This window comes from Xenorhabdus budapestensis (genome assembly GCF_017743015.1).
Classification (GTDB): Bacteria; Pseudomonadota; Gammaproteobacteria; order Enterobacterales; family Enterobacteriaceae; genus Xenorhabdus; species Xenorhabdus budapestensis.
In genome coordinates, this window is the sequence record NZ_CP072455.1 from 3,185,930 (window position 1) to 3,210,000 (window position 24,071).

General features: G+C 42.2%; 15 protein-coding genes and 2 rRNA genes (1 of these 17 cut by a window edge). 4 read left to right on the forward strand and 13 right to left on the reverse strand.

Going from position 1 to position 24,071, the window contains the following annotated elements:
- Positions 1-51: 51 nt before the first annotated feature.
- The 11 genes from HGO23_RS13855 to HGO23_RS13905 form a co-directional block, all read right to left on the reverse strand.
- Positions 52-2,457, reverse strand: a complete 2,406-nt coding sequence (locus HGO23_RS13855) for a GNAT family N-acetyltransferase (RefSeq protein WP_209027016.1) — start codon at positions 2,455-2,457, stop codon at positions 52-54.
- Positions 2,457-3,776 (reverse strand): lysine N(6)-hydroxylase/L-ornithine N(5)-oxygenase family protein, encoded by a 1,320-nt coding sequence (locus HGO23_RS13860; protein WP_209027017.1) that lies wholly within the window; start codon positions 3,774-3,776, stop codon positions 2,457-2,459. Before HGO23_RS13860 ends, HGO23_RS13855 begins: the two co-directional genes overlap by 1 nt.
- 26 nt (positions 3,777-3,802) lie before the next feature.
- Positions 3,803-5,419 (reverse strand): pyridoxal phosphate-dependent decarboxylase family protein, encoded by a 1,617-nt coding sequence (locus HGO23_RS13865; protein WP_099134443.1) that lies wholly within the window; start codon positions 5,417-5,419, stop codon positions 3,803-3,805.
- Positions 5,420-5,837: 418 nt separating this feature from the next.
- Positions 5,838-6,605: a siderophore-iron reductase FhuF gene (fhuF, locus tag HGO23_RS13870; protein ID WP_209027018.1), complete on the reverse strand. Its 768-nt coding sequence runs from the start codon at positions 6,603-6,605 to the stop codon at positions 5,838-5,840.
- Position 6,606: 1 nt separating this feature from the next.
- The gene (locus tag HGO23_RS13875; protein WP_099134441.1) at positions 6,607-7,422 is read right to left on the reverse strand and encodes an ABC transporter ATP-binding protein; all 816 of its coding nucleotides are present in this window, start codon (positions 7,420-7,422) and stop codon (positions 6,607-6,609) included.
- The gene (locus tag HGO23_RS13880) at positions 7,422-8,474 is read right to left on the reverse strand and encodes a FecCD family ABC transporter permease (RefSeq protein ID WP_099134440.1); all 1,053 of its coding nucleotides are present in this window, start codon (positions 8,472-8,474) and stop codon (positions 7,422-7,424) included. Before HGO23_RS13880 ends, HGO23_RS13875 begins: the two co-directional genes overlap by 1 nt.
- 4 nt (positions 8,475-8,478) lie before the next feature.
- Complete coding sequence (locus tag HGO23_RS13885; protein ID WP_099134439.1) at positions 8,479-9,489, reverse strand: FecCD family ABC transporter permease; 1,011 nt, start codon at positions 9,487-9,489, stop codon at positions 8,479-8,481.
- Complete coding sequence (locus HGO23_RS13890) at positions 9,476-10,534, reverse strand: iron-siderophore ABC transporter substrate-binding protein (RefSeq protein ID WP_244589833.1); 1,059 nt, start codon at positions 10,532-10,534, stop codon at positions 9,476-9,478. Before HGO23_RS13890 ends, HGO23_RS13885 begins: the two co-directional genes overlap by 14 nt.
- A gap of 67 nt (positions 10,535-10,601) precedes the next feature.
- A complete protein-coding gene (locus HGO23_RS13895; protein WP_099134438.1) occupies positions 10,602-12,815 on the reverse strand; it encodes a TonB-dependent siderophore receptor in 2,214 nt (737 codons plus the stop codon).
- Positions 12,816-12,897: 82 nt separating this feature from the next.
- On the reverse strand, positions 12,898-14,709 hold the full coding sequence (locus HGO23_RS13900) for an IucA/IucC family protein (protein WP_209027020.1): 1,812 nt from the start codon (positions 14,707-14,709) through the stop codon (positions 12,898-12,900).
- Positions 14,710-15,139: 430 nt separating this feature from the next.
- Positions 15,140-16,162, reverse strand: a complete 1,023-nt coding sequence (locus HGO23_RS13905; protein ID WP_099134437.1) for a tRNA/rRNA methyltransferase — start codon at positions 16,160-16,162, stop codon at positions 15,140-15,142.
- Positions 16,163-16,299: 137 nt separating this feature from the next.
- Here HGO23_RS13905 and HGO23_RS13910 point away from each other — a divergent pair, with 137 nt between their 5' ends.
- The 4 genes from HGO23_RS13910 (at position 16,300) to HGO23_RS13925 (ending at position 21,777) form a co-directional block, all read left to right on the forward strand.
- The gene (locus HGO23_RS13910; RefSeq protein WP_099134436.1) at positions 16,300-16,977 is read left to right on the forward strand and encodes a tRNA-uridine aminocarboxypropyltransferase; all 678 of its coding nucleotides are present in this window, start codon (positions 16,300-16,302) and stop codon (positions 16,975-16,977) included.
- A gap of 115 nt (positions 16,978-17,092) precedes the next feature.
- The gene (locus HGO23_RS13915) at positions 17,093-19,735 is read left to right on the forward strand and encodes a bifunctional acetate--CoA ligase family protein/GNAT family N-acetyltransferase (protein WP_099134435.1); all 2,643 of its coding nucleotides are present in this window, start codon (positions 17,093-17,095) and stop codon (positions 19,733-19,735) included.
- A gap of 212 nt (positions 19,736-19,947) precedes the next feature.
- On the forward strand, positions 19,948-21,306 hold the full coding sequence (gene pssA / locus HGO23_RS13920) for a CDP-diacylglycerol--serine O-phosphatidyltransferase (RefSeq protein ID WP_209027021.1): 1,359 nt from the start codon (positions 19,948-19,950) through the stop codon (positions 21,304-21,306).
- A 117-nt stretch (positions 21,307-21,423) separates the two neighbouring features.
- Positions 21,424-21,777 carry a YfiM family lipoprotein gene (locus HGO23_RS13925; RefSeq protein WP_099134433.1) on the forward strand — a complete coding sequence of 118 codons (354 nt, stop codon included), beginning with the start codon at positions 21,424-21,426 and terminating at the stop codon, positions 21,775-21,777.
- An 80-nt stretch (positions 21,778-21,857) separates the two neighbouring features.
- Here HGO23_RS13925 and rrf read toward each other — a convergent pair.
- Together rrf and HGO23_RS13935 are read right to left on the reverse strand one after the other, a co-directional pair.
- Positions 21,858-21,973 (reverse strand): 5S ribosomal RNA (gene rrf / locus HGO23_RS13930).
- Positions 21,974-22,105: 132 nt separating this feature from the next.
- Positions 22,106-24,071, reverse strand: a 23S ribosomal RNA gene (locus tag HGO23_RS13935); it runs 943 nt beyond the window's last position.

Below are 24,071 nucleotides of genomic sequence, written 5' to 3' on the forward strand. Positions count from 1 at the left end.
ACCCGACTGGCTGTCGGGTTCTCTGTTATAAATAAATGATTAGTGTTTAAATCACTTTATATGAGCAGTTTTTACAAATACAGCAATTGGATTAATCAATTCCTCAGAAAATTTCAAACTCTTAGAGGGATCAGACAAATCCAACATTTGACGATTATTAGCAATTTGCAGACGATTCAGACAGCACCGTTTAATTTCTGGTGTAAACAGTTCATATTGAATAAATTTTTCTTTAAGTTCTGGATGCTCAAACTGATAATCCAAAATACAATCGGCTACCGCTTTCCAGAAATCGTCTTGTGGATATCCACCTTGTTCATCAAGAATTGCTGACAGGTAGCGAAAAACTCCATCAAATACGTCAGATAAAATAGTCAATGATTTCATTTCTTCTGGCATATTTACTTTCACCCGACTAGCCTTTTCTGGCAAATCAGCATCAGGATTCATCACCAGAATTTCTTCTGCCAAATCTTTCATAAAGATGTATTGCGGTATATGCTCCTCAAGCACCATAATGATATTTTCACCATGTGGCATGAACATCAGATCGTAAGCATACAAACAATGCAATAGCGGCAGCAGATAGCAGCCCAAATAACGACGTACCCACTCATCCGTAGATAATCCTGAGGCAGATATTAAAGCGGGTAAGAAAGCATTCCCCTGTTGATCATGATGCAATAATGCTGCCATCGACATCACATTCTGATTATTTTCAATCAGTTGAAGAGGGTTTTCTCTCCATAACGCAGCCATCATTTTCTTATAAGGTGTATCACCATTAATGGCCTGTTCATAATAACTACTCCTAAAACCAATGCTCGCGACTTCTCTCAAGAGTCGAAAACCACAACGCTGTAAAACCACATCGTTTTTTACTAAATCAAACAACCATTCATTTATGCCCGGTGTGGTCGCCATATAATAAGGTGATAAACCACGCATAAATCCCATATTCAGAATAGATAAAGCTGCTTTTACATAGAAGCGTTGTGGGTTGCTACGATTAAAAAGAGTTCTTATTGACTGCTGAGCCTGATAAATATCGCTTCCCTTCCCCAAATAAATCAAGTTTCGGTTAGCAAGGTCATGAGCAAATACCGATGGCAGTTTGTTTTGCCATTGCCATGGATGAAAAGGCATCAATAAATATTCTTCTGGATTAAGACCCATAAGAATAAGTTTATTATTAAATTGAGTGACCTCCTCTTTGCCTAATTCCTGCTCCAATAGTTGCTGATAAGTAAGTTGTTCAATGCAGGCAAAATGTGCTTTGCGCTTATGCGCAGCCAACCATATCAAACGAATATCAGCAGCAGATTCAGGACTAAAATTTTGGAAATCTTCCGCATCAAAGCCAATACGTCCATTATTAGCCACAAATATCGGATGACCTTCCATCATTTCAGCTTCAATAGCCTGAAAATCAGCATCGACCAATTCTTCTACTTTAATACCACTCCGATGATATTTGAATGCACTGCTATGTAATGTACTGGTCAATTCTTCCAAATAAGTTGGCATCACGGTATCGCTAATACCAATCTGTTTTTTAAACTCAATGATAAAAAGAATGAAATCGAGTTCAACCCAATCCCCTGCCTGCATTTTTCGTAATGAATCAGCATCAATAAGCCAATGGTCAAGTGCCAACCGACGTGCACGGAAATGATAATCAACCGAATGTTCATTATTTTCTAAGTGATAATGCCGATAACCATCCTGGTCTGTGGTTTCAGTCAATAGCTCTGGCGATAACAGACACTCGTGGGCAAACTCAGAAATGGCTTTCTTCAAATGTAATCGGTTCACTTTTTGCCAAATGGCAGGGTATAAGTGCCTAACGAAAGCATCGCTGTGATTAAGAGTTTCCGGTAATTCCGCTGATTGCAACGCTATTTGGTGCTGTTCTCTCGTACAAAATGCCAATCCAGCAGTTTTGTGTGGTAATTGCACAGTTTTATGATAAACAAAACCAGCTCGTAAATTGAGGCGGTGGATCTTTTCATTTCGTATATCAGGCTCAACAACGATTCGATTAACAGCAGAATTACTGAAAATAAATGCAATAATTGTTTGAAAGATCCCCCACGTAAATTGCTTGATCTTCTTATCTGATGGCGCAACCAGTATATGCATCCCCATGTCATCCGGGAGGACATCATAATATTGGCCGATCTGATCTTTCTGTGCCCAATAACACTCCAGCAAGAAAACCGGTTGTTCCTGATATATTCCAATAAAAACAGAATCAGGCTGATTTTCTATTAAGTCTTGATAGAAATCTCTTACCTGCTGTTCAGTATGATCTTGCATTCCCCAATAACAAGCGTAGTCCCGGTTAACCCAATCTGTAATAACCGCAATGTCTTCATCTATATCTAATGGACGCAATGAAAACGTTCCCAAATCAGGTAGTTTTTTTTCAAATGATATAGAGGCAATATCAAACATCAGCATACTCCTTCACTGGCAACACTAAATTGTTGGAATGAAATACTTTTTTCTATCACGTAATGTTCTTTTCCCGTGATTTCCTCAATCAGGCGAGAATTGCGGTAACAGGCCATTCCCAAGTCTGGCGTCACAAAGCCATGTGTATGCAGTTCAACGTTTTGTACAAAGATTTCATTGTTGTAGTCGATACTATAATTGCGCTGCACATCATAACGACCTCGTTTATCCCAACGGATACGTTGCTGAATACCCTCAATAAATCCAGGAACCTGATATTGATATCCTGTAGCCAGAACGACTCCTTCTGTTTCCAGATAAAACGGGGCTTCCTGTTCCTGCTGGAATAAATCCAATACAAATTTTTGTTTTACTACTGTATTCTGGTTTTCAGTTATGCAATGTATTTCTCGCAATTCACTGTTGGTATATAACGAAACATTCAATTCTCCATTTAATCGCTTGGTGTACATCAAATCGAAAATTTCATTAATAAGTGAGCTATTAATACCTTTATAGAGAGATTTTTGTGAGCGATTGAGTTCTTCACGCTTGTTTTCTGGCAAGCTATAGAAATAATCCACATATTCAGGAGAAGTCATCTCCAATGTCAGTTTGGTATATTCAAGCGGGAAAAAGCGAGGAGAGCGTGTGACCCAATTGAGTTGATAACCATAGGTATCAACGTCCTGTAACAGATCATAAAAAATCTCTGCGGCACTCTGACCACTTCCTAAAACTGTAATAGATTTCTTTTGCTGTAAAGCTGCTTTATTACTTAAATAATTTCCAGATGTTATCATTTGATTTTCGAAGGGCTTGCAACACTTTGGAATATAAGAAGAAGGCCCTGTTCCTAACACCAATTTTTTTGCAAAAAATTGGTGTTTCTGCCCTGTCAAAGTATCCGCACATTGCAAAATATAATGCGAATGAGCTTCATCATAACTAATATCTTCAACCTTTGTGTTAAAACGAAGATTAGAAAGTTTTTCCGCTGCCCATTGACAGTATTGGTTATATTCTTTGCGCATCAGGAAAAAGTTTTCCCGAATGTAGAATGAATAAATACGTCCCTTCTCTTTTATATAATTGAGAAAGCTCAATGGATGTGTCGGAGAAGCTAATGTTACCAAATCCGCCATAAACGGAGTCTGCATAGTCGAGTTTTCTAACATCATGCCTGGATGCCAATCAAATCCTGCTTTCTGATCAATAAACAGGCTAGTGATTTCTTTTATAGGCTGAACCAGACAAGCCAACCCCAGATTAAATGGGCCGACTCCAATTGCGATAAAATCATAAGTCTTGGTTGTCATAATTACTCCTAATAAATACAAGTTGATCAATAAACAGCTTGATGTTGATTGAATAATGAATCATCAGAAAATACGAGATCGGTCAGCAACAGGTTTCCCTGAGTGACAATACTGTCGATGATCTCTTGTAAATGTTTTACGGTTGTAGCCGGATTAAGGAACGTGAATTTCAGATATTGCCTGTCATTGATTTTAGTGCCAGCAATAACACACTCTCCTTCTCTAAACAGTGCTTTACGGATGTTGGCATTAAGGTGATCAATCGCATATTCAGGGAATCCTTGCTTCGGGACAAAGCGAAATACCAACGTACTTAATACAGGTTGATGGACAAGTTCAAAACATGGGTTTTGTCTCATCAAATGATACGCGGACTGTGCCGTGTCCAATAAAGTATCAAATGCCTGTCCAAGTTGTTCGGCACCAATCACGCGCAGTGTCAGCCACATCTTCAGTGCATCAAAACGACGCGTCGTCTGGATGCTTTTATTCACCAGATTCGGCGTTCCCTCCTGTTCCGCACTCAAAGGGTTCAAATACTCCGCGTGGTAGGTCAGATGAGAAAAATGCTGTTTATTTTTAACGAAGAAAGCACTGCAACTTACAGGCTGGAAAAAGGATTTGTGGTAATCCACGGTGACGGAATCCGCTCTGTCTATGCCCTGAAGTAAATGAGAGTGGCGGGATGAAACCAGTAGACCACATCCATAAGCAGCATCAACATGCAACCATAAACTGTACTTTTCGGCTAAATCAGCAAGTAAAGGTAATGGATCGATACTACCAAAATCTGTCGTTCCCGCAGTAGCAACAATGGCAAAAGGAATATTCCCTTCATCAAAACATTGTTTAATATTTGCTTCTAATGCCTGTACAGACATTCGGAATTCATCATCACATGGGACAGAGACAACAGCGTTATAACCTAACCCCAATATCGCAGCGGCTTTTTGAGTGCTGAAGTGGCTCACCGATGAGGAAAAAATACGTAGTTTATGAAAATCCGCAGGTAAACCGTGCAGTTGGTTTTTGTGCCCTGGGTTTCGTTGGTGGCAAAACCAGTCCCGTGCCAATAGCATTGCCATCAGGTTTGATTGCGTACCACCACTGGTAAATATGCCATCTGCTTCTTTACCTAAACCAATCTTATCCAGCGTCCAATCAAGAACTTTCTGTTCTATCAGTGTCCCTCCAGCACTTTGATCCCATGTATCTACAGATGAGTTTATGCAACCAATTATTGTTTCAGCTATCGCTGATGGCAGCACAAGTGGACAGTTAAGGTGTGCAACATATTTAGGATGATGGAAATAAACAGCATCTTTAATATAAAGGTGCTGCAATTCTTCTAATGCATGTTCCCAAGATCCCAATGGGTTATCTAAATTTATCTTTTTAAATGATGAAGATAATTCATTAGGTAATATTCCGCTAAAAGGAGATTTTGTTTTCTGCAATATCCTTTTTAACTTAACAATTACATCGCAGGAATCTTCTAGGTAGCTCCCTGCATTATCACCATTTAATAGATATTGATTAAAGTGGTTTTCTTTAAAGCTATCGCTATTTTTAAAATTATCATTTCCCGTTAAATAGGTGTTTTTGGCCAAAGATTCGGCAAATACTTGAGATTCTTCAAACATTATATATCCTTACTTTTTATATAAGCTATAGCATTAATATTCTAACTTATTGATCTTATAACTATGTTCATTAAACCCAGTTATATATAGCTCTATATTTTTTAATCTTTAGTCTACTATTCCTAAATTTAGGCTCTAAATTCATTAGATATTCTTTTCATTTTTTAATTTTTAATTTTTATCTATCTGGCTTAGCTAATTTATCCCGATAACATAATTATGAACATATATTCTATATGTTCCGGGGAAATACCTTACTTATTATTAACAAAAAATAAAATCTATTTGGTATATAGATAACCTTTTAAAGTATTTTTTACAATATGAATTCCTCTATTAACAATCAAGTTAACAAAGTCATAAAAAGAAAGAATCATAACCTTCTTTTAAAAAATAAGGTAATTCAACCTAATACTATTTATGCAGTTGATTCAAGAGGACAATCATGACAATTTCCTACTCCCGGTAGTTTGTTTCTTTGACAGCAGCAACGACGCTGAATCACATTATTTCTCAAAATAACTGTCCGATACAATGGATTATCCCTGCCATCCGGTAATTTCTGTTCAAAGAAAAGGTTATTTACCAATATGTTGTATTGTTCAGCATCCATTCTTTCCCTGAAATTACTCAAATACCAATACATCACATAACCAATATTGTTCCATAATAAACGCCCATTAATTCCCCGATAAGATTCAATTTTCTCACAAACAGGAATAATATGGCGATCCAATAAAGAATAATAACGTTCCAGCAGGGATATAGGTTCTTTCATCCAGTTTAACTGGTAATAAACCATATTAGGCCGGCCACTTTCATGAAATTCAACCTGAAAAAGATGGTAATCTGCATCTACTGCCTGTGGATATTCCAACAACATTAACATAATAGGAGGAACAACCAAGCCAAAATACCATTGTGCCCATAACGAATAAAGACCTTTATTATTTGGCTTATGTTCATTATTCCCATAGTACTCGTTTTGGTAACGCTGCATTAATAATGAGAATTCTTTTTCATTCGACCATTGATAAAAATCCATACTCTCTGATGGGATATTTCCCGCATTCACTTTCATTGATGAGTTAAAGTGACTGAATGCACTGTCGAATAAATTAACAATATCGTTAATATCTATTTTTGATATCATTTGATTGGAGCTATGATTATTTTTATTTGCCATTTTACACTCTCCTGTTATATCTCGGAATAACTAACGGCTTGTCAGATTCCGGATCACGAATAATGCAACAGGCCAGACCAAATACATCTGCAATACTTTGTTCTGTGATGATTTCTTCCGGCTTGCCTTCTGCATAAACTTGCCCGTTCTTCATCATGATTAACCGTGTGGCATAACGTAGAGCCAAATTGATATCGTGTAAAACCAGTACCAGAGTTTTCCCTTGTTGATGTAAACGCTGACACAAATCAAGCATCTCAATTTGATGAGAGATATCCAGATAAGTCGTCGGTTCATCCAACAGGATAATGGGGGTTTGCTGTGCCAATGTCATGGCAAACCATGCGCGCTGACGCTGACCACCTGACAATTCACTAACCAATTTCTGCGACATATCCCATAAATCTACTGCCCGTAATGCTTCATTGACGACACGTTCATCTTCTTCTGACCACTGCCGCAAGAAAGTCTGATAAGCGTAACGTCCACGCGAAACAAGGTCATAGATTGTCAACGCCTCAGTTATAACTGCCCCTTGCGTTAATAATGACAACTCACGTGCAACAGCTTTTGGCTTATAGCGATGGATATTTATTCCATCAAGTTGGACCTCACCCTGCTGTGGCTGCATACTGCGGCTGATCGCCCGCAACAAGGTTGATTTTCCGCATCCATTGGGGCCAATGATGACACTAAATTCACTATCGTGAATCGCGATATTAATACCGTCAATGATCGTTCTTTTACCGTATGCCAGTGAAAGATCCAGGGCTTTAAGCCGTGAAGTCGTCACAGGGGAATTCTCATCCGATGGCATTATCGTGTTCTCCTTAATTCTGCATACAGTAAATACATCAAATAGATCCCACCAATTACCGCAGTAACTAAACCGACAGGTAAACGAGCCGGAGTTGGTAATATCAGGGTAATTAAATCAGACAACAACATCAGCAAAGCCCCAACCAAAGCAGAGCAAAACAATGCAGCTCCTTTCGCATGTACTAATCGATGGGCAATTTGTGGTGCAGAAAGGGCAATAAAGGAAACAGGGCCGACAACTAATACAGACATGGCGGCAAAAATGACTGCCAACAATATGCTAACAATCTGGATAAAACGTACTGGCACACCCAGTGTATTAGCGATGTCATCGCCAAAATGGGTATAATTTAATTGCCTGCCCAACCAAAACAATACGGGAGTAAAAATTATCAACCCACTGATAGTTATCACATCCTGCCATCCTCTGCTGGCAAGACTACCTATCAGTAATGAACGTATTTGCTGAGCCTGCTCTATGCGGATATTTGAGACAGCAAAGTCAACCATTGCCATACAAAATGCAGCAACTGCAACCCCGGATATCACTATTTTCCCGGTTTGCATTCTTCCCAGACCGGCGCCATTACCGAAATAAACCAACAACACAGCAAGCCCGGCTCCCAATAAGCCACCTAAAGGAATTGGCAGTACACCGGGCCAGATAAGCAGTGCTGCCATAATACCTACTGCGGCTCCGGCATTAATACCAATGATGTCTGGGCTACCAAGTGCATTGCGGGTAGTCAGCTGAAATAGTGTCCCCGAAAGAGCCAGTGCTATTCCCGCTCCAATTGCTAGCAACGCTCTGGGCAAACGTATCTGCAATAGAATAAATTCCTGATAAGGTGTTTCCGTTGTCAGAAAAGGGTTATCCATCCCTTCTCTGCCTAATGATAAGGTCAGATAAAAAAGCACTACCAACAACAGCAACATCGAAAATACCATTTTCCTTGTCTGCCACGATGGTGTGATAAAAACGGCCTTTCCCAATGCGAATGTTCTGACACGTGGCTGCCTGATTGGTGTTGACGAATCAATCTGCGTCATACTTCTATTCCACCATTATTTTTTGTGTCCGGTTTTTGGCAACCAGATAAAGCAACGGTGCACCAAGGGCTGCTGTAATAATTCCAACCATGATCTCCTCTGGCGCTATCAGCAATCGTCCCACAACATCCGATATCAATAGCAAACAAGGGCCTGCAAACAGGCAGTAAGGCAGCAACCAGCGGAAATCACTGCCTACTAAGGCCCGCATCAAATGTGGTGCCACCAGACCAATAAAGGCAATCGGGCCCGCCATGGCTGTCGCTCCTGCCGCCAACATGGTGGCACTTAATAATGACAATATACGGGTACGGGCAACATTGGCACCGAGAGAGCCAGCGATCCCTTCACCAAAAACCATCACATTCAATGAAGCACTGAGTGAAAGCGTCAAAACGATAGCCACCAGCAGATAAGGGATCAATAAACTTGCTTCCCTTAATGACATGGTGCTCAAAGAACCCATTGTCCAAAAACGATAACTGTCCATTGCCTGTGCATTCATCAGTACAATTCCCTGTACCACGGCAAACAGGGAGGCATTAATAGCTGCTCCTGTCAAAACCAATCGTACAGGATTGGTATTGCGGGAACCCCCGCTAAGCAGGTAGAACAATAAAGTTGATAAGCCAGCGCCAATAAATGCTGTCCCAAAACGAGGCAGTTGATCCAACACTGGAATGAAAGAGAAAAAGACTACCGCGGTCGCCGCCCCCGCATTAATTCCCAACAAACCGGGATCTCCCAACGGATTACGTAACAATCCTTGAGTAACAGTTCCTGCAAGTGCCAGTGCGGCTCCGGCCATTAAACCAATGAGTGTACGCGGCTCACGAGCATTGATAACCAAATCATAATAACTGCCTTGATCCCCTAGCCAATAATGCTGCCAAATGGCTGACAGCGGTAGGGATTTTGATCCCAAACTTAAGCTGACGGCGACACAAAGACAGGTCAGTAATGCCATCAACACCAAACCCAATGTGAGAGATAGACGTTGCTTAGTGTTTCTCATGTTTTGCTATCTCCAGCTTCAACAACGGCATAAATCTGGGTAATCCCCAACGCAAACTCAGTAGCGAGCCATAAGACATTGACATTACGAGAGACTGATCAGTCATCGGAATATACCCTCCCTCACGGACGGCACGAATAGATCGAAACAGAGGCTGTGCTTCCGTCTGCTGACGCTCCTTTTCACTGGTATACCAGGTAACTAAAATATCCGCTCCATTCAACAAATCAGCGTTCTCCAGACCAATATTGAATGCAAAACTACCAAAAGGAGCGGTCAGAGAATCCGCCAATGGCAACAATGACAAGCCTAGGTGTACCAAAGTATCAACCCTGGGATCATTTTTGACATAGATGGATAAGGTGTTACCTGTTGTTCCAGCCTTGATATAGGCAAAGGAATAATGCTTTATATTAGGGATCGTACTCCCCGTCTGAGTCAGTATGGCATCCAGTTCAGCATTGAGTTTTTCTCCCTGTGGCATTTTATCCAACGCACGAGCCACCAGCTCAATCTGCTGCCGGGGTGTCGTCTGCCACGGCTTATGAGGGTAGGCAATTACAGGGACAAAATGAGACAGATGATCATAATTTTGCTGTGTAATACCTGATTGTGTTGCCAAAACTAAATCCGGTTTCAGCTTGATGATTTTTTCGATATCCAGCTCAGGATACATTTCGATAATAGCTGGTAATTTTGCGCCACGTCGCTCTATTTCCTCTCTGAACCAGGGTAAATACCCGTCTGTATCCCCACCCCAACGGTGCGATTCAATACCCACGGGAATAACACCAAGATCTAACAAAATATCTTCAGTACCGGTTCCCAATGCCACAATCCGCTGCGGCGGTTGGTTAATCACCGCCGTTCCCAGTTCAGTGGTAATGATTTTAGGATAGCCAGCTTTTGAATAATCGGTGGTATCCACCGGTATATTGTTTGCTGTTGTCGGCTTATCACAACCGACTAATAAACCGATCAACAATATCAACGGCACGGCGGCCAAAATTCTGCAATGTGTTCGTACTCTTTGTATCAACATCATCGCTTATGATCCTTTACCGCTTGTTGTTTAAATAGATAAAAGTACATCACCGCCGCCCGTGATTCAGTTAGAACTTATAACGTAAAGTCGCTTCGACATTACGTGGTGCACCATAGTAGTAATGAGTGTAACTACCGAATGAGGTGTAGTATTTTTTGTCAAACACATTATTCAGGTTAACAGTCAGGGAAAGGTCTGGCGTAAATTGATAACGTCCCATCAGGTTAACCGTGGTAAAGCTACCTTGCCCATCTTCACGTTTACCGTTGGGGCTATCAAGCTCCAGCCGTGTTTTATCCTGCCAGTTAACTCCTCCACCAAGAGTCAGATCATTCATTACTCCAGGTAAGGCATAAGTAGTAAACAATTTGAACAGACGATTTGGTTTATCTGTATTGACACGCTTACCACCAGGCATGGTGGCGCGGAATTGAGTGTAACCCGCATACAAACGCCAGTCATCGGTAATCTGGCCACTGACTTCAGCTTCAAAACCACGGGTTTTTATACCGTTGGCTGCATAATAAACAGTAGAATTCTTTGGAATGGCTGAGTGTCGCTCTTTAGAATTATCACGAATTGTATAATTATCCTGATGGATCTCGAAAATCGCCAAGGAATAATCAAGGCCGTTATTAAATGCAACACCTTTCAGACCCAGTTCGTAGTTTTCCCCTGTAACCGGCTTGAGGAGTTGGTTATGGCGATTAATACGGGCTTCTGGTTCAAAAATTTTGGTATAACTACCATAAACAGAGAAATCTGGAGTGATGTTGTAAACCAAGCCACCATATGGCACAAACTCATTATTGTAGGTGCCATTCTGTGGAGTACCAAAATTATCACCACGGGTTTTCCAACTCGTAATACGTCCACCGAGGATTAATGTTAATGGATCTGCTAATGAAAGCTGAGTAACTGCATAACCTGCGGTTTGTTCGATATAACCATTCGAACCAGTGTCACGAGTTTTACTCCATGTTGGCTCAGGATAACCCCATGAAGGCTGGGTAAAATCACCTATTGGGAAATTTGAACAACTACGAGATTTCATACATGGGGCATTGTAATAATCATTCCGGAAATTCTGTTTCTGATAATTCAAACCAAAACTTGCGTGATGTGTACGCCCCAACAACCCATAATTACCATTTAGCTGCAAATCAAAATTACGCTGACGACGAGTTCCATCGATCAGGGTCATACTACCCGGATACATTCCCTGATTAGTGATACGATCAGGAAAACCCGTTGCCCATAATACTTTTTGGTCAAGGGCATTATTGTCATAAGTAAAGGTTCCTTTCGCACTCCAGCCATTATCAAATTTATGTTGCAGGCTGGTAAAGATAGAAGATGAACGAACCTTAGAAAATGCCCAATCCGGTGCATAGCTGTTACTGCGTTTATAATCAGTTTTACTGCCATCTTTAAAATAAATCGGCAAACCACCAAACATTCCGCCACGGGTATGGTTAATCTGATAATCAGCACCAATGGTCAGCAAAGTGTTGTCTGTCAGATCGGCTTCAAGAATGCCATAGAATGGATATTTTTCATGTTTATCGCGATCGATAAAAGAGTTGGAACGCTGGTAGGCGGTGACAAAACGCCCTCTGACTGTACCGTCTTCATTTAATGGACTAGAGAGATCAAGACCAGTACGCCATTTATCCCAAGAGCCACCCTCAAGTGTAATTTCACCACGAAAATCGCTGGTTGGACGTTTGCGGATCACATTCACAGCGGCAGAAGGTGTACCCGGCCCAACCATCAAACCCGCTGCACCTCGTACGACTTCCAGGCGGTCAAACATGACGGTGTCCATCAGGTTATCACCATAGTTAAAACGGATATCGTAGAAAGTCGGTACACCATCGCGCAGCATGTTTCTGACAGTCATTCCCCTTGAAGAGAAAGTGAAACGATCACTGTCAGCCTGATTAACTGTCATCCCCGTAATACTGCCTATGGCACTTTTTACACTGTCCAGATTTTCATCCACCATCCGCTGTTTGGTCATCACACTGACACTTTGTGGCGTTTCACGCGCAGACAAATTCAAACCCGTTGATGTCACCATTGAGGTGGTGTTATACATGCCACTATCTTCGGTTACCCCTTCATGCTCCGGAGTTCCTGCTGTTACGATAATTTTATCGTTTTTTCCTTGTGCTTCTTCTGCTATTGCCGAATGATTCCCTGCAAGAAGCAGTGGGATTAAAACAGAAAGGACTTTTCTCTTGGTTAACTGATTTCGTTGCAAAATTGGGTTTATCACTCTATTCATCCTGTTATCTAAATAATTTATTGTTATGTTTACTTTATGTATTTCCGTCAACTATTGTTCTAACCCATTTGTTCTAAACCGTGACGGAATATTTTTCCCGAAATGCATGAAGGGGATTAACTAACGTTCCAGCAAATTTCAGATTTTTTTCTCGATCATCAAGATCAATCATTTGCTGGTTATTCGCCATTTGCAGTCGATTTAAGCAAGTACGTACAAAATCATGCTTAAATAGATCAAATTGGCAGAATTTTTCTATTTGGTTCAAGTGCTGTGATTGATAGTTATAAACACACTGAGCAACTAATTCCCAAAAATGTGTTTCTGACAATGCAAGATGTTTTTGCAATAACGGACTCAAATAACGGAAGAAACAATCAAAAATATCAAGGAATATATAGTTAATCTTCATATCATCCTGAACAGTGACATGTAGAAAATCAATCTCCTCAGGTAATTGAAGGTCTCCATTCAAAATGGCAATTTCTTCACCAATATCTTTCATCAACATTTTCACTGGAATATTGTTTTCCAGCACTAACATCAGATTTTCACCATGTGGCATAAAGACCAAATCATAAGTGAAGAAAGAACGTAGTAATGGTGAAAGATAAGCATCCAGATAGCGGGCTACCCACATTTCTACAGATAAACCAGAATCTTGTACCAAAGCAGCAATGACTGCATTGCCTTCTCTATCGACATGTAACAACGACGCCATCGTCATCAGACGTTGGTTCTCTTCCAAGATCGTCATTGGGCTTTCTCGCCATAGTGCTGACAACATTTTTTTATGTGGGTTGTCTTTTTTGATAGCGGATTCGAAATAATGGTTAAAATACCCCATCGCCGCCCGTTCACGTAATATGGTAAATCCTTTCTGCTGAAAGAAAGTATCTGCTGCTACCAAATGGTAAAGCCACTCATTAACTTGTGGTGTTGTTACCATACTATGGGGATCCAAACCTCTCATAAATCCCATATTAAGGACAGATAGGGCTGTTTTGACATAGTTTTTCTTAGGCTGGCTAATATTGAAAAACGTGCGGATAGATTGCTGAGCCAGATAGCGATCATTGCCCTCACCGAGATAAACGATATCTTGATTAGCAATATCTGCCGCAAAACTGATGGTAATACGATGCTTCCACTGCCAGGGATGTACTGGCATCAGATAATAATCTGACAGATTTAATCCCAATTTTTGCATATATCGTTCAAACTGGGCTGGCAAATATTTTTCCAATTCCTCCGCCAACAGCTGAGAATAAGAAAGCGAAGATAATGCTGAGAAAACAGTTTTATTGCGATGTACAGCGATCCAAATTAATGTCACCGGATTTGCACTTTCTGGCGCATATTGCAAGTAATCATCTGAGTCAAAACCAATACGACCATTATTGGCAATAAAAACCGGATGGCCCTCAGTCATTGCCGTCTCCACAGTCTGATAATCCGCTTGGGTTAAATCCTGTGCTGTCAATCTATTATTCAGATATTTAAAAGCACATCCATAAAGTGTGCTGGATATCTCATCAAGATAAATAGGCAGCATCTTTTCTGATATGCCCAGCAATGGATACAAGTCAATGATCAGTTGAATTGCATCCAATTGTTGTGGTTGACCGTGGATGAATTTTTCGATTGATGAAGAATCAATATCTAAATGCTCTAGTTGACAATCCTGAGCCTGAAAATGGTATTGAAATTTACCAATTTCAATGGAATAAGACTTTCCCTGATTGTGTACTGGATAAATCAGTTTTTCATGAGACAATTCACGCAGTATTTTAGCTACGAGATGCCGATTTGCATGTGACCAATTTTCCTTGGTTAGATGAGAGGATTGGGAACCTAATTCAGTTTTGGTGTACAGCGAAGTCATTCAATAAAGCCCTTCATTCATATCCAATATCACACGCTGTGCCTATGAGAAGCATGATTTGCGGAGTGATAACCTATATAATCCAGAATATTTCTATCCAGCTCTTGGGTATTAACTGTAGCTCACTAACATACTTCACAAAATGATAATTAAAATCATTCTTATTAACAACCACAAAAATATAAATACTTTAAGCAAAGCCCAGTTAAAAGATATGCATTAAGATAATTGGATAAATCCCATGAATAAATTATCACCATTTGATAATAAATTATCATATGCTAACAAAATAGTTACAGATATAAAATTTTAACTTTACACTTGAGTAACATTTATGATGCTCACAAATAGAATAATACTTTTCCTTAATAAATAAGGCCCTGATTGAAAAACCAGGGCCTTATTTATAAAAGAAACTATATTAAACCATTTACCAGACTTTATTCTGACGCCACCATTCCGCCAGCATAATACCCGTAGCAACAGAAACATTCAGGCTTTCTATTTGACCCGTACCACCAATCGAAAGACGGATATCACCATCTTCCCAAACGCTATCACTCAGGCCATCACTTTCCTGTCCCAATACCAAGACCATTTTTTCAGGAAGCTTGGCTTCTGTCAGCTTGGTACTTCCTTTATGGCTTGAAGTAGTTACGATGGTGTAGCCTGCATCGCGGAATTGACTCAGCGTGGTTGTAAGGTCATTAGCATCAATACCTTTAATATGCTCAGCTCCTCCTTCAGCAGTACGGACCGCCGCACCGGATTCCAGCATCGCTGTATCGTGCAATATCATACCCTGTACACCAAAGTGGGCACAGCTACGCATAATTGCACCGAGATTATGCGGGTTACCCACACTTTCTAATGCCAGAACACAGTCTTTCGCTGGTGCTTGCTGTAAATAAGTTTCTGCCTCCAAACCATTACGCTTCTTGATCAGGAAACAGACACCACCGTGATGCTCCGTTCCTGATGCTTTGCTCAATTCTTCATCGTCGACCACATGGTAAGCCTTGCGATTTGCCGCCATCCATTTCAGAGCATCACGGAAGCGGGGAGTTACCGACTGGACAAACCATGCCCTGACAATGGCTTCTGGACGATTTTGGAACATTGCCTGACAAGCATTTTCACCATAGATCCGGGTTTCTTCCAACCGTTGACGGCGAAGCTGTTCAGGGTCGATCTGGCTTCTACCGCTAATGCCGCCATGATCAGGTTTTGATTCTTCTTCTACCGGACGGGAAACCGTTCTCCAGGGAGAATTATCCTTTGAACGCTGAGGGCGTTCATTGTCACGTCGTCTGCCTCCTTGCTCACGTCCTTTACCAGACTGACGGTTATTACTATTACGACGATCGTTATTATTACGGCTGTCACTCTTGTCCTCACTACGGACATACATCACTTTGACTTTGCCACTTTTACCACTATAGGAATCGTTCATTTATTTCTCCAACTTCGCTATGGCGCGAAGATTACCCGATGTTCGTGCCCGAAGCTACCTCTGGCAACGACAATCCATTAAAATATCCGCCAATTTTCTACTGGTTTTATTCATGAACATTTTTGAGTTCTTATTAAATGAGAAATAACAACGCCGTTTATCAGCTTCGCCAACATCGCCTTGCCCGCTCTACCCGTCCTTTTCAAGCAAGAGGCTGTCGAGTTCGGCGTTGCACATATTGTTTATTGCCCCAAAAAAGATGCCTGTGTGAGAAAATCTCACCAGTAAAAGCGGCCAGCCGCTTTTGTCTCATTATGTTTGATACTGAACCTATGAAGCCCAGCAATACAGGTAAACTAATTGCAGATGTTCTACCTGATACTCATGCTTTTCTCTGGTCAAGAACCGAGCCTGATCAACGCATGCTTGAAATACTGCGTGATCCAACGCGACAACCTTATCTGATCTTTCCGGAAAGTTACTCCATACCACCTCGTACTGCGTATCAACAACTGCCAGATAATCAGAAATCACCACTGTTTATTATATTGGATGGTACTTGGCCTGAAGCAAGAAAAATGTTTCGCAAAAGTCCATATTTGGATGATATTCCTCTATTATCGATCAACAGTATTGCTAAAATGGATTATTTACTCCGGATGCCATCAAGAAAAGAGCAGCATTGTACTGCGGAAGTTGCCGCTACCGCTCTGGAGCTAGCTAATGATCTTGAGGCTTCGCAACAATTACTCACTCATTTCAATCACTTTCGTGAACAATATCTGGCAGGAAAATCGAATCATCCGGCGGAGTAAGTCACAGTAATTCTTGTCAATCACGGCTAAAGTTATTCATGGAAATGGTTCAATTAATGGTGATTGTTTATTGAAGTAATTATTTATTCAATAACAGTTAATGAGGAGATAAAAAATGAGCCAGCGTGGACTTGAAGCATTATTACATCCCAAATCTATTGCCGTTATTGGGGCGTCTGAAAAACCCGAAAAAGCCAGCTCAACATTGATGCGGAATTTGTTGACTGGAAATTTTAAGGGGCCGATTCTTCCTGTTACGCCTAATAAAAGCTCTGTTCTCGGTGTGCTAGCTTATCCTTCTATCGATAAATTACCATTAACTCCCGATTTGGCTGTCATATGTACTCACCACAGCCGCAATTTGCCATTATTAGAGCAATTGACCAGATTGGGCTGTAAAACCGTTATCATTCTTTCATCACCAGCATCACAGTTTGCTGAACTGAAACAATATAGCCAAAAATATCATATCCGGATCCTCGGCCCTAATAGCCTCGGCATTTTGGCTCCATGGATCGGATTAAACTCCAGTTTCTCACCTATTCCTATTCTCAAGGGAAAGCTGGCATTTATTTCACAATCAGCGGCAATATCCAACACGATTCTGGACTGGGCGAACCATCGCAATATTGGTTTTTCATATTTCATTGCATTGGGTGATAGTGTTGATATTGATATTGATGATCTGCTCGATTTTTTAGCGCGAGATGGTAAGACCAGCGCGATTCTACTGCATCTTGAACACATTAACGATGCTCGCCGGTTTCTTTCTGCTTCACGAAGTGCATCACGCAATAAACCAATTCTGGTTGTAAAAAGCAGTCGTACCCGCAAAGCTCAACAATTACTGGGAGAGCAACAGAATTTCGATGTTGCCTATGACGCAGCAATTCAACGGGCAGGGTTACTGCGTGTACAGGATACACATGAAATGTTTTCTGCCGTGGAAACGTTAAGCTTTATGCGTCCGTTACGTGGAGAACGCCTGCTCATTGTCAGTAATGGAGCAGCACCTGCCGCCATGGCACTAGATGAACTCCTCAGGAGAACCGGTAAACTAGCGGTTCTGGAGGACGAAACACTTATTAAATTATCGGGTGTGCTGCCTGAGGCTCAAATTTTACGTAACCCTCTGGATCTGGGAGATAGTTCATCAACCGAACAATATACCGCTGCTCTGAAACTACTGTTAAATAGTCGTAGCTATGATGCCTTATTGTTGATTCATTCTCCCTGTGCCATTTCCCATAGTATGCAGACAGCAGTTAACGTCATTAAGGCTGTTAAGGAGCATCCTCGTGGAAAATGGCTCACAATCTTTACTAATTGGTGTGGTGAGTATTCTTCATTAGAAGCGAGGCGGTTATTCAGTGAGGCGGGTATCCCAACCTACCGTACGCCTGAAGGCGCGGTGACAGCTTTTATGCATATGGTGGAATATCAACGTAACCAAAAACAACTCAAAGAAACCCCTGCCCTGCCAATAGGCATCACTTCAAATACTGCACACGCCCACGATTGTATCCAGCAAGCCCTCAATAGTGGCAATACTCAGCTGGATACCCATGAAGTACAGTCTATTCTTGAAGCCTACGGCCTAAATACTTTACCTACATGGATTGCTCACTCCAGTGATGATGCAGTCAATATTGCGGAGAAAATTGGCTATCCCGTAGCACTGAAATTGCGTTCTCCCGATATTCCTCACAAATCAGAAGTTCAAGGAGTCATGCTCTATCTGCGTAATGCTGGAGAAGTTAAGACAGCAACTCAGGCCATTATTGAACGTGTGAAACAGAACTTTCCACAAGCCAGAATTCACGGTCTATTGGTACAAAACATGGCAAACCGAGCTGGTGCGCAAGAATTGAGAGTTGCCATTGAACAAGATGAGATATTCGGCCCTTTAATTATGCTTGGAGAAGGTGGCATAGATTGGGTTAATGAAACTCAGGCTGCTGTTGCTCTACCGCCTCTCAATATGGCGTTGGCTCGTTATTTAGTCATTCAGGCTATTAAAGGAGGTAAAATAAAATCTGGCGGTTCACTGCAACCATTGGATATTCCTGCTCTAAGTCAATTATTGGTTAGGGTATCCAACTTACTGATCGATTGCCCTCAAATCACTCGTATGCATATCCATCCGTTATTGGCATCAGGCACTGAATTCACACTATTGGATGTAACAATGGAGTTAGCCCCCATCACTGCTGATCACCGAAATCGACTGGCAATCCGTCCTTATCCTAATGAGTTGGAAGAAACCATTTATATCAAAGATGATTTTGAATGCTTACTGCGCCCAATTCTGCCAGAAGATGAACCATTACTAAAAGAATTTATCGAGCAGGTAACGAAGGAAGATCTTTATTATCGCTATTTTAGTGAGATTAGTGAATTCACGCACGATGACCTCGCCAATATGACCCAAATTGATTATGACCGTGAAATGGCGTTTGTTGCGATACGCCATCCAACAACCAAACCGGAAATTATTGGTGTCGCCCGTGCTATGGCTGATCCGGATAATATCGAAGCAGAATTTGCTGTGTTAGTGCGATCAGATCTGAAAGGAATTACATTAGGATATCAGCTTATGACCAAATTAATCCACTACACAAAAGAACATGGCATTCAGGTATTAACCGCCATCACCATGCCAGAAAATCGTAATATGATCCGACTTGCCAAAAAACTGGGCTTTACCATTGATATCCAATTAGAAGAGGGAATTGTCAATCTTGTCTTAACACTTTAGCCGCCAGAACTTTAAGGTAAATAAGAATAGTGAAAGACAGGCTCAAACCGAATCCTCACTTCGTGATAGATCGCACAGACTTAAAGCAATCAGCAATAGAAAGTTAATTCATACTCACAATTGACCGAACTAATGGTATCATCGCCGGATCATTTTGATTCATAACATTACGATGGAACGCCAACCATCTAAACTAAGAGAAAAATCGCACTGTGATGTTGTCCAAATTTAAACAAGCAAAACACCAACAACACCTTGCACAACTGCCTAAATTACCGCAGTCAGTTGCTGACATTGAGACACTTTATCAATCTAAAGAGTTTCGCAGCACCTTACTGGAACGCATTGCAGACGCTAAGAAACATATTTATATCGCCGCATTATATTTAGAACATGACGACGCTGGGCGAGATATTTTAACAGCACTATATGAGGCCAAACAAAAGCGGCCTGAACTGGATATCAAAATTCTGGTTGACTGGCATCGTGCCCAACGCGGTCGTATTGGTGCTACAGCCACTGTAACAAACGCAGATTGGTATTGTTCTATGGCTGAAAAATATCCTGATATCCATATCCCCACCCTTGGTGTTCCTGTAAATACTCGTGAAGCGTTAGGCGTCTTGCACCTGAAAGGCTTTATCTTTGACGATACTGTGATTTATAGTGGTGCCAGTATTAATAACGTCTACTTACACCGCCACGAAAAATATCGCTACGATCGCTATCATCTACTGCACAACGCTAAACTCGCAGCTATCATGAAACAGTTTATTGACGGCAACCTTATTTCTGCCGATGCAGTCAAGAATTTGGCCTCCCGAGCTCGCCCTCGTAGTCTTGAAATTAAAAACTTTATCAGGCAATTCCGCACTTCCTTGCGTAGTGCTACATATCATGTCGAAAACCAGGCTTCACATGACGAACTTGCAATAACACCACTCGTTGGATTGGGCAAAAAGAATCCTCTGAATAAGACAATTTGCCATCTGATCGCCAGTACAGAAAAGAAAGTGGTAATCTGCACTCCTTACTTCAATTTACCAGCAGTATTGGTTCGTTCTATTGCAAGATTGTTGCGGCAGGGGAAACAGGTCGAGATTATCATTGGAGATAAAACAGCCAATGATTTTTATATTCCACCGGAAGAGCCTTTTAAGATTATTGGTGCCTTGCCCTATCTGTATGAGATTAACTTACGCCGTTTCACCAATCGGCTACAACATTTTATCGATAGCCAGCAATTAACTATCCGGTTATGGAAAGACGAAGATAATACCTATCATTTAAAAGGTGTCTGGGTTGATAACAAATGGCAATTGATTACAGGTAATAACCTCAATCCACGTGCATGGGGACTTGATTTAGAAAATGCCATTCTCATTCACGATCCTCACCAGGAAATGCACGCACAACGCTCTTTGGAACTAAATTGCATTCGCTCTCATACAAAAATTATCAGTAATTATCAGGAGCTGGATAGTATACAACTCTATCCTGTCAAAGTTCGTAAATTAATACGTCGTTTACGCCGTATACGTGTTGATAGATTAATCAGCAGAATATTGTAAATAGATAAATAATTATCAGAATATTAATCCCTTCTTATTATTACAAGAGGGGATTTTTGTATCTTATTTATCAAATCGCTATCATTTATTAAATTATAAACAATAGCGTAAATTACAATGAAAAAATCCATCACCAACAAAATCAAAAATATATTAATAATATTTTCTCTCTTATCTACTACTGCTTGTTCTAATATGCATCAGGCCAATGATACCTGGACAGGTAGAGACAAAGCCCAGCATTTTCTATTTTCTGCCGTAATAGCCGCCGCAGGAAACGCTTATGGCGATCACCAAAACTGGAAATATCGGGAAAGTGCGCAATTCGGCATGTTACTGTCAATTAGTCTTGGTGCAGCAAAAGAATTTTATGATAGCCGTCCTTCTGGTACAGGGTGGAGTTGGCAAGACTTTGTTTACGATATAGCAGGAGCCATAACTGGTTATAGCTTGTATCAATCCTTGAAGTAGTCTGATAATTATATTTATGAACTATTCTCATAATGCAAAAAAGCCATCCGGTAACGGATGGCTTCTCTGACTGAATTGATGTCTGGCAGTGCCCTACTCTCACATGGGGAGACCCCACACTACCATCGGCGCTACGGCGTTTCACTGCTGAGTTCGGCATGGGGTCAGGTGGGACCACCGCGCTGTTGCCGCCAGACAAATCCTGTATTCAATCTCGAACAAGCTGCTTGTTATTTTCGTCCGTCACCGCTTCCGCGCCTATCGAAAATATACCTGAAACCCTGTCTTTCTCTCGTCTCTCAAACCCACAAAACCCCTTCGGTGTTGTCAGGTTAAGCCGCACGGGGCATTAGTACTGGTCAGCTCAACGTCTCGCAACGCTTACACACCCAGCCTATCCACGTCCTCGTCTCGGACGGCCCTTCAGGACTCTCCAGGAGTCAGGGAAGACTCATCTCAAGGCAAGTTTCCCGCTTAGATGCTTTCAGCGGTTATCTCTGCCGCACTTAGCTACCGGGCAGTGCCATTGGCATGACAACCCGTACACCAGTGGTGCGTCCACTCCGGTCCTCTCGTACTAGGAGCAGCCCCTTTCAATCTTCCAGCGCCCACGGCAGATAGGGACCGAACTGTCTCACGACGTTCTAAACCCAGCTCGCGTACCACTTTAAATGGCGAACAGCCATACCCTTGGGACCTACTTCAGCCCCAGGATGTGATGAGCCGACATCGAGGTGCCAAACACCGCCGTCGATATGAACTCTTGGGCGGTATCAGCCTGTTATCCCCGGAGTACCTTTTATCCGTTGAGCGATGGCCCTTCCATGCAGAACCACCGGATCACTAAGACCTACTTTCGTACCTGCTCGCGCCGTCACGCTCGCAGTCAAGCCAGCTTATGCCTTTGCACTAACCTCACGATGTCCGACCGTGATTAGCTGACCTTCGTGCTCCTCCGTTACACTTTGGGAGGAGACCGCCCCAGTCAAACTACCCGCCAGACACTGTCCGCAACCCGGATAACGGGCCTACGTTAGAACATCAAACATTCAAGGGTGGTATTTCAAGGATGGCTCCGTGCAGACTGGCGTCCACACTTCACAGCCTCCCACCTATCCTACACATCAAGGCTCAAGGTTCAGTGTCAAGCTATAGTAAAGGTTCACGGGGTCTTTCCGTCTTGCCGCGGGTACACTGCATCTTCACAGCGAGTTCAATTTCACTGAGTCTCGGGTGGAGACAGCCTGGCCATCATTACGCCATTCGTGCAGGTCGGAACTTACCCGACAAGGAATTTCGCTACCTTAGGACCGTTATAGTTACGGCCGCCGTTTACTGGGGCTTCGATCAAGAGCTTCTCCCTGAGGATGACCCCATCAATTAACCTTCCAGCACCGGGCAGGCGTCACACCGTATACGTCCACTTTCGTGTTTGCACAGTGCTGTGTTTTTATTAAACAGTTGCAGCCAGCTGGTATCTGCGGCTGGCCTCGGCTCCAAGAGCATGTCTTTTCACCTGGCGCCAGCGTGCCTTCTCCCGAAGTTACGGCACCATTTTGCCTAGTTCCTTCACCCGAGTTCTCTCAAGCGCCTGAGTATTCTCTACCTGACCACCTGTGTCGGTTTGGGGTACGATTCCGTGTTACCTGGTGCTTAGAGGCTTTTCCTGGAAGCAGGGCATCTGTCACTTCAGCACCGTGGTGCCTCGTCATCACGCCTCAGTGTTGCGGATAACCGGATTTGCCGGGTTATCCCACCTACACGCTTAAACCGGGACGACCGTCGCCCGGATGACATAGCCTTCTCCGTCCCCCCTTCGCAGTAACACCGAGTACAGGAATATTAACCTGTTTCCCATCGACTACGCTTTTCAGCCTCGCCTTAGGGGTCGACTCACCCTGCCCCGATTAACGTTGGACAGGAACCCTTGGTCTTCCGGCGAGCGGGTTTTTCACCCGCTTTATCGTTACTTATGTCAGCATTCGCACTTCTGATACCTCCAGCAGACCTCACGGCCCGCCTTCGACGGCTTACAGAACGCTCCCCTACCCAGCAACACCGCAGTGTCGCTGCCGCAGCTTCGGTGCATGGTTTAGCCCCGTTACATCTTCCGCGCAGGCCGACTCGACCAGTGAGCTATTACGCTTTCTTTAAATGATGGCTGCTTCTAAGCCAACATCCTGGCTGTCTGAGCCTTCCCACTTCGTTTCCCACTTAACCATGACTTGGGGACCTTAGCTGGCGGTCTGGGTTGTTTCCCTCTTCACGACGGACGTTAGCACCCGCCGTGTGTC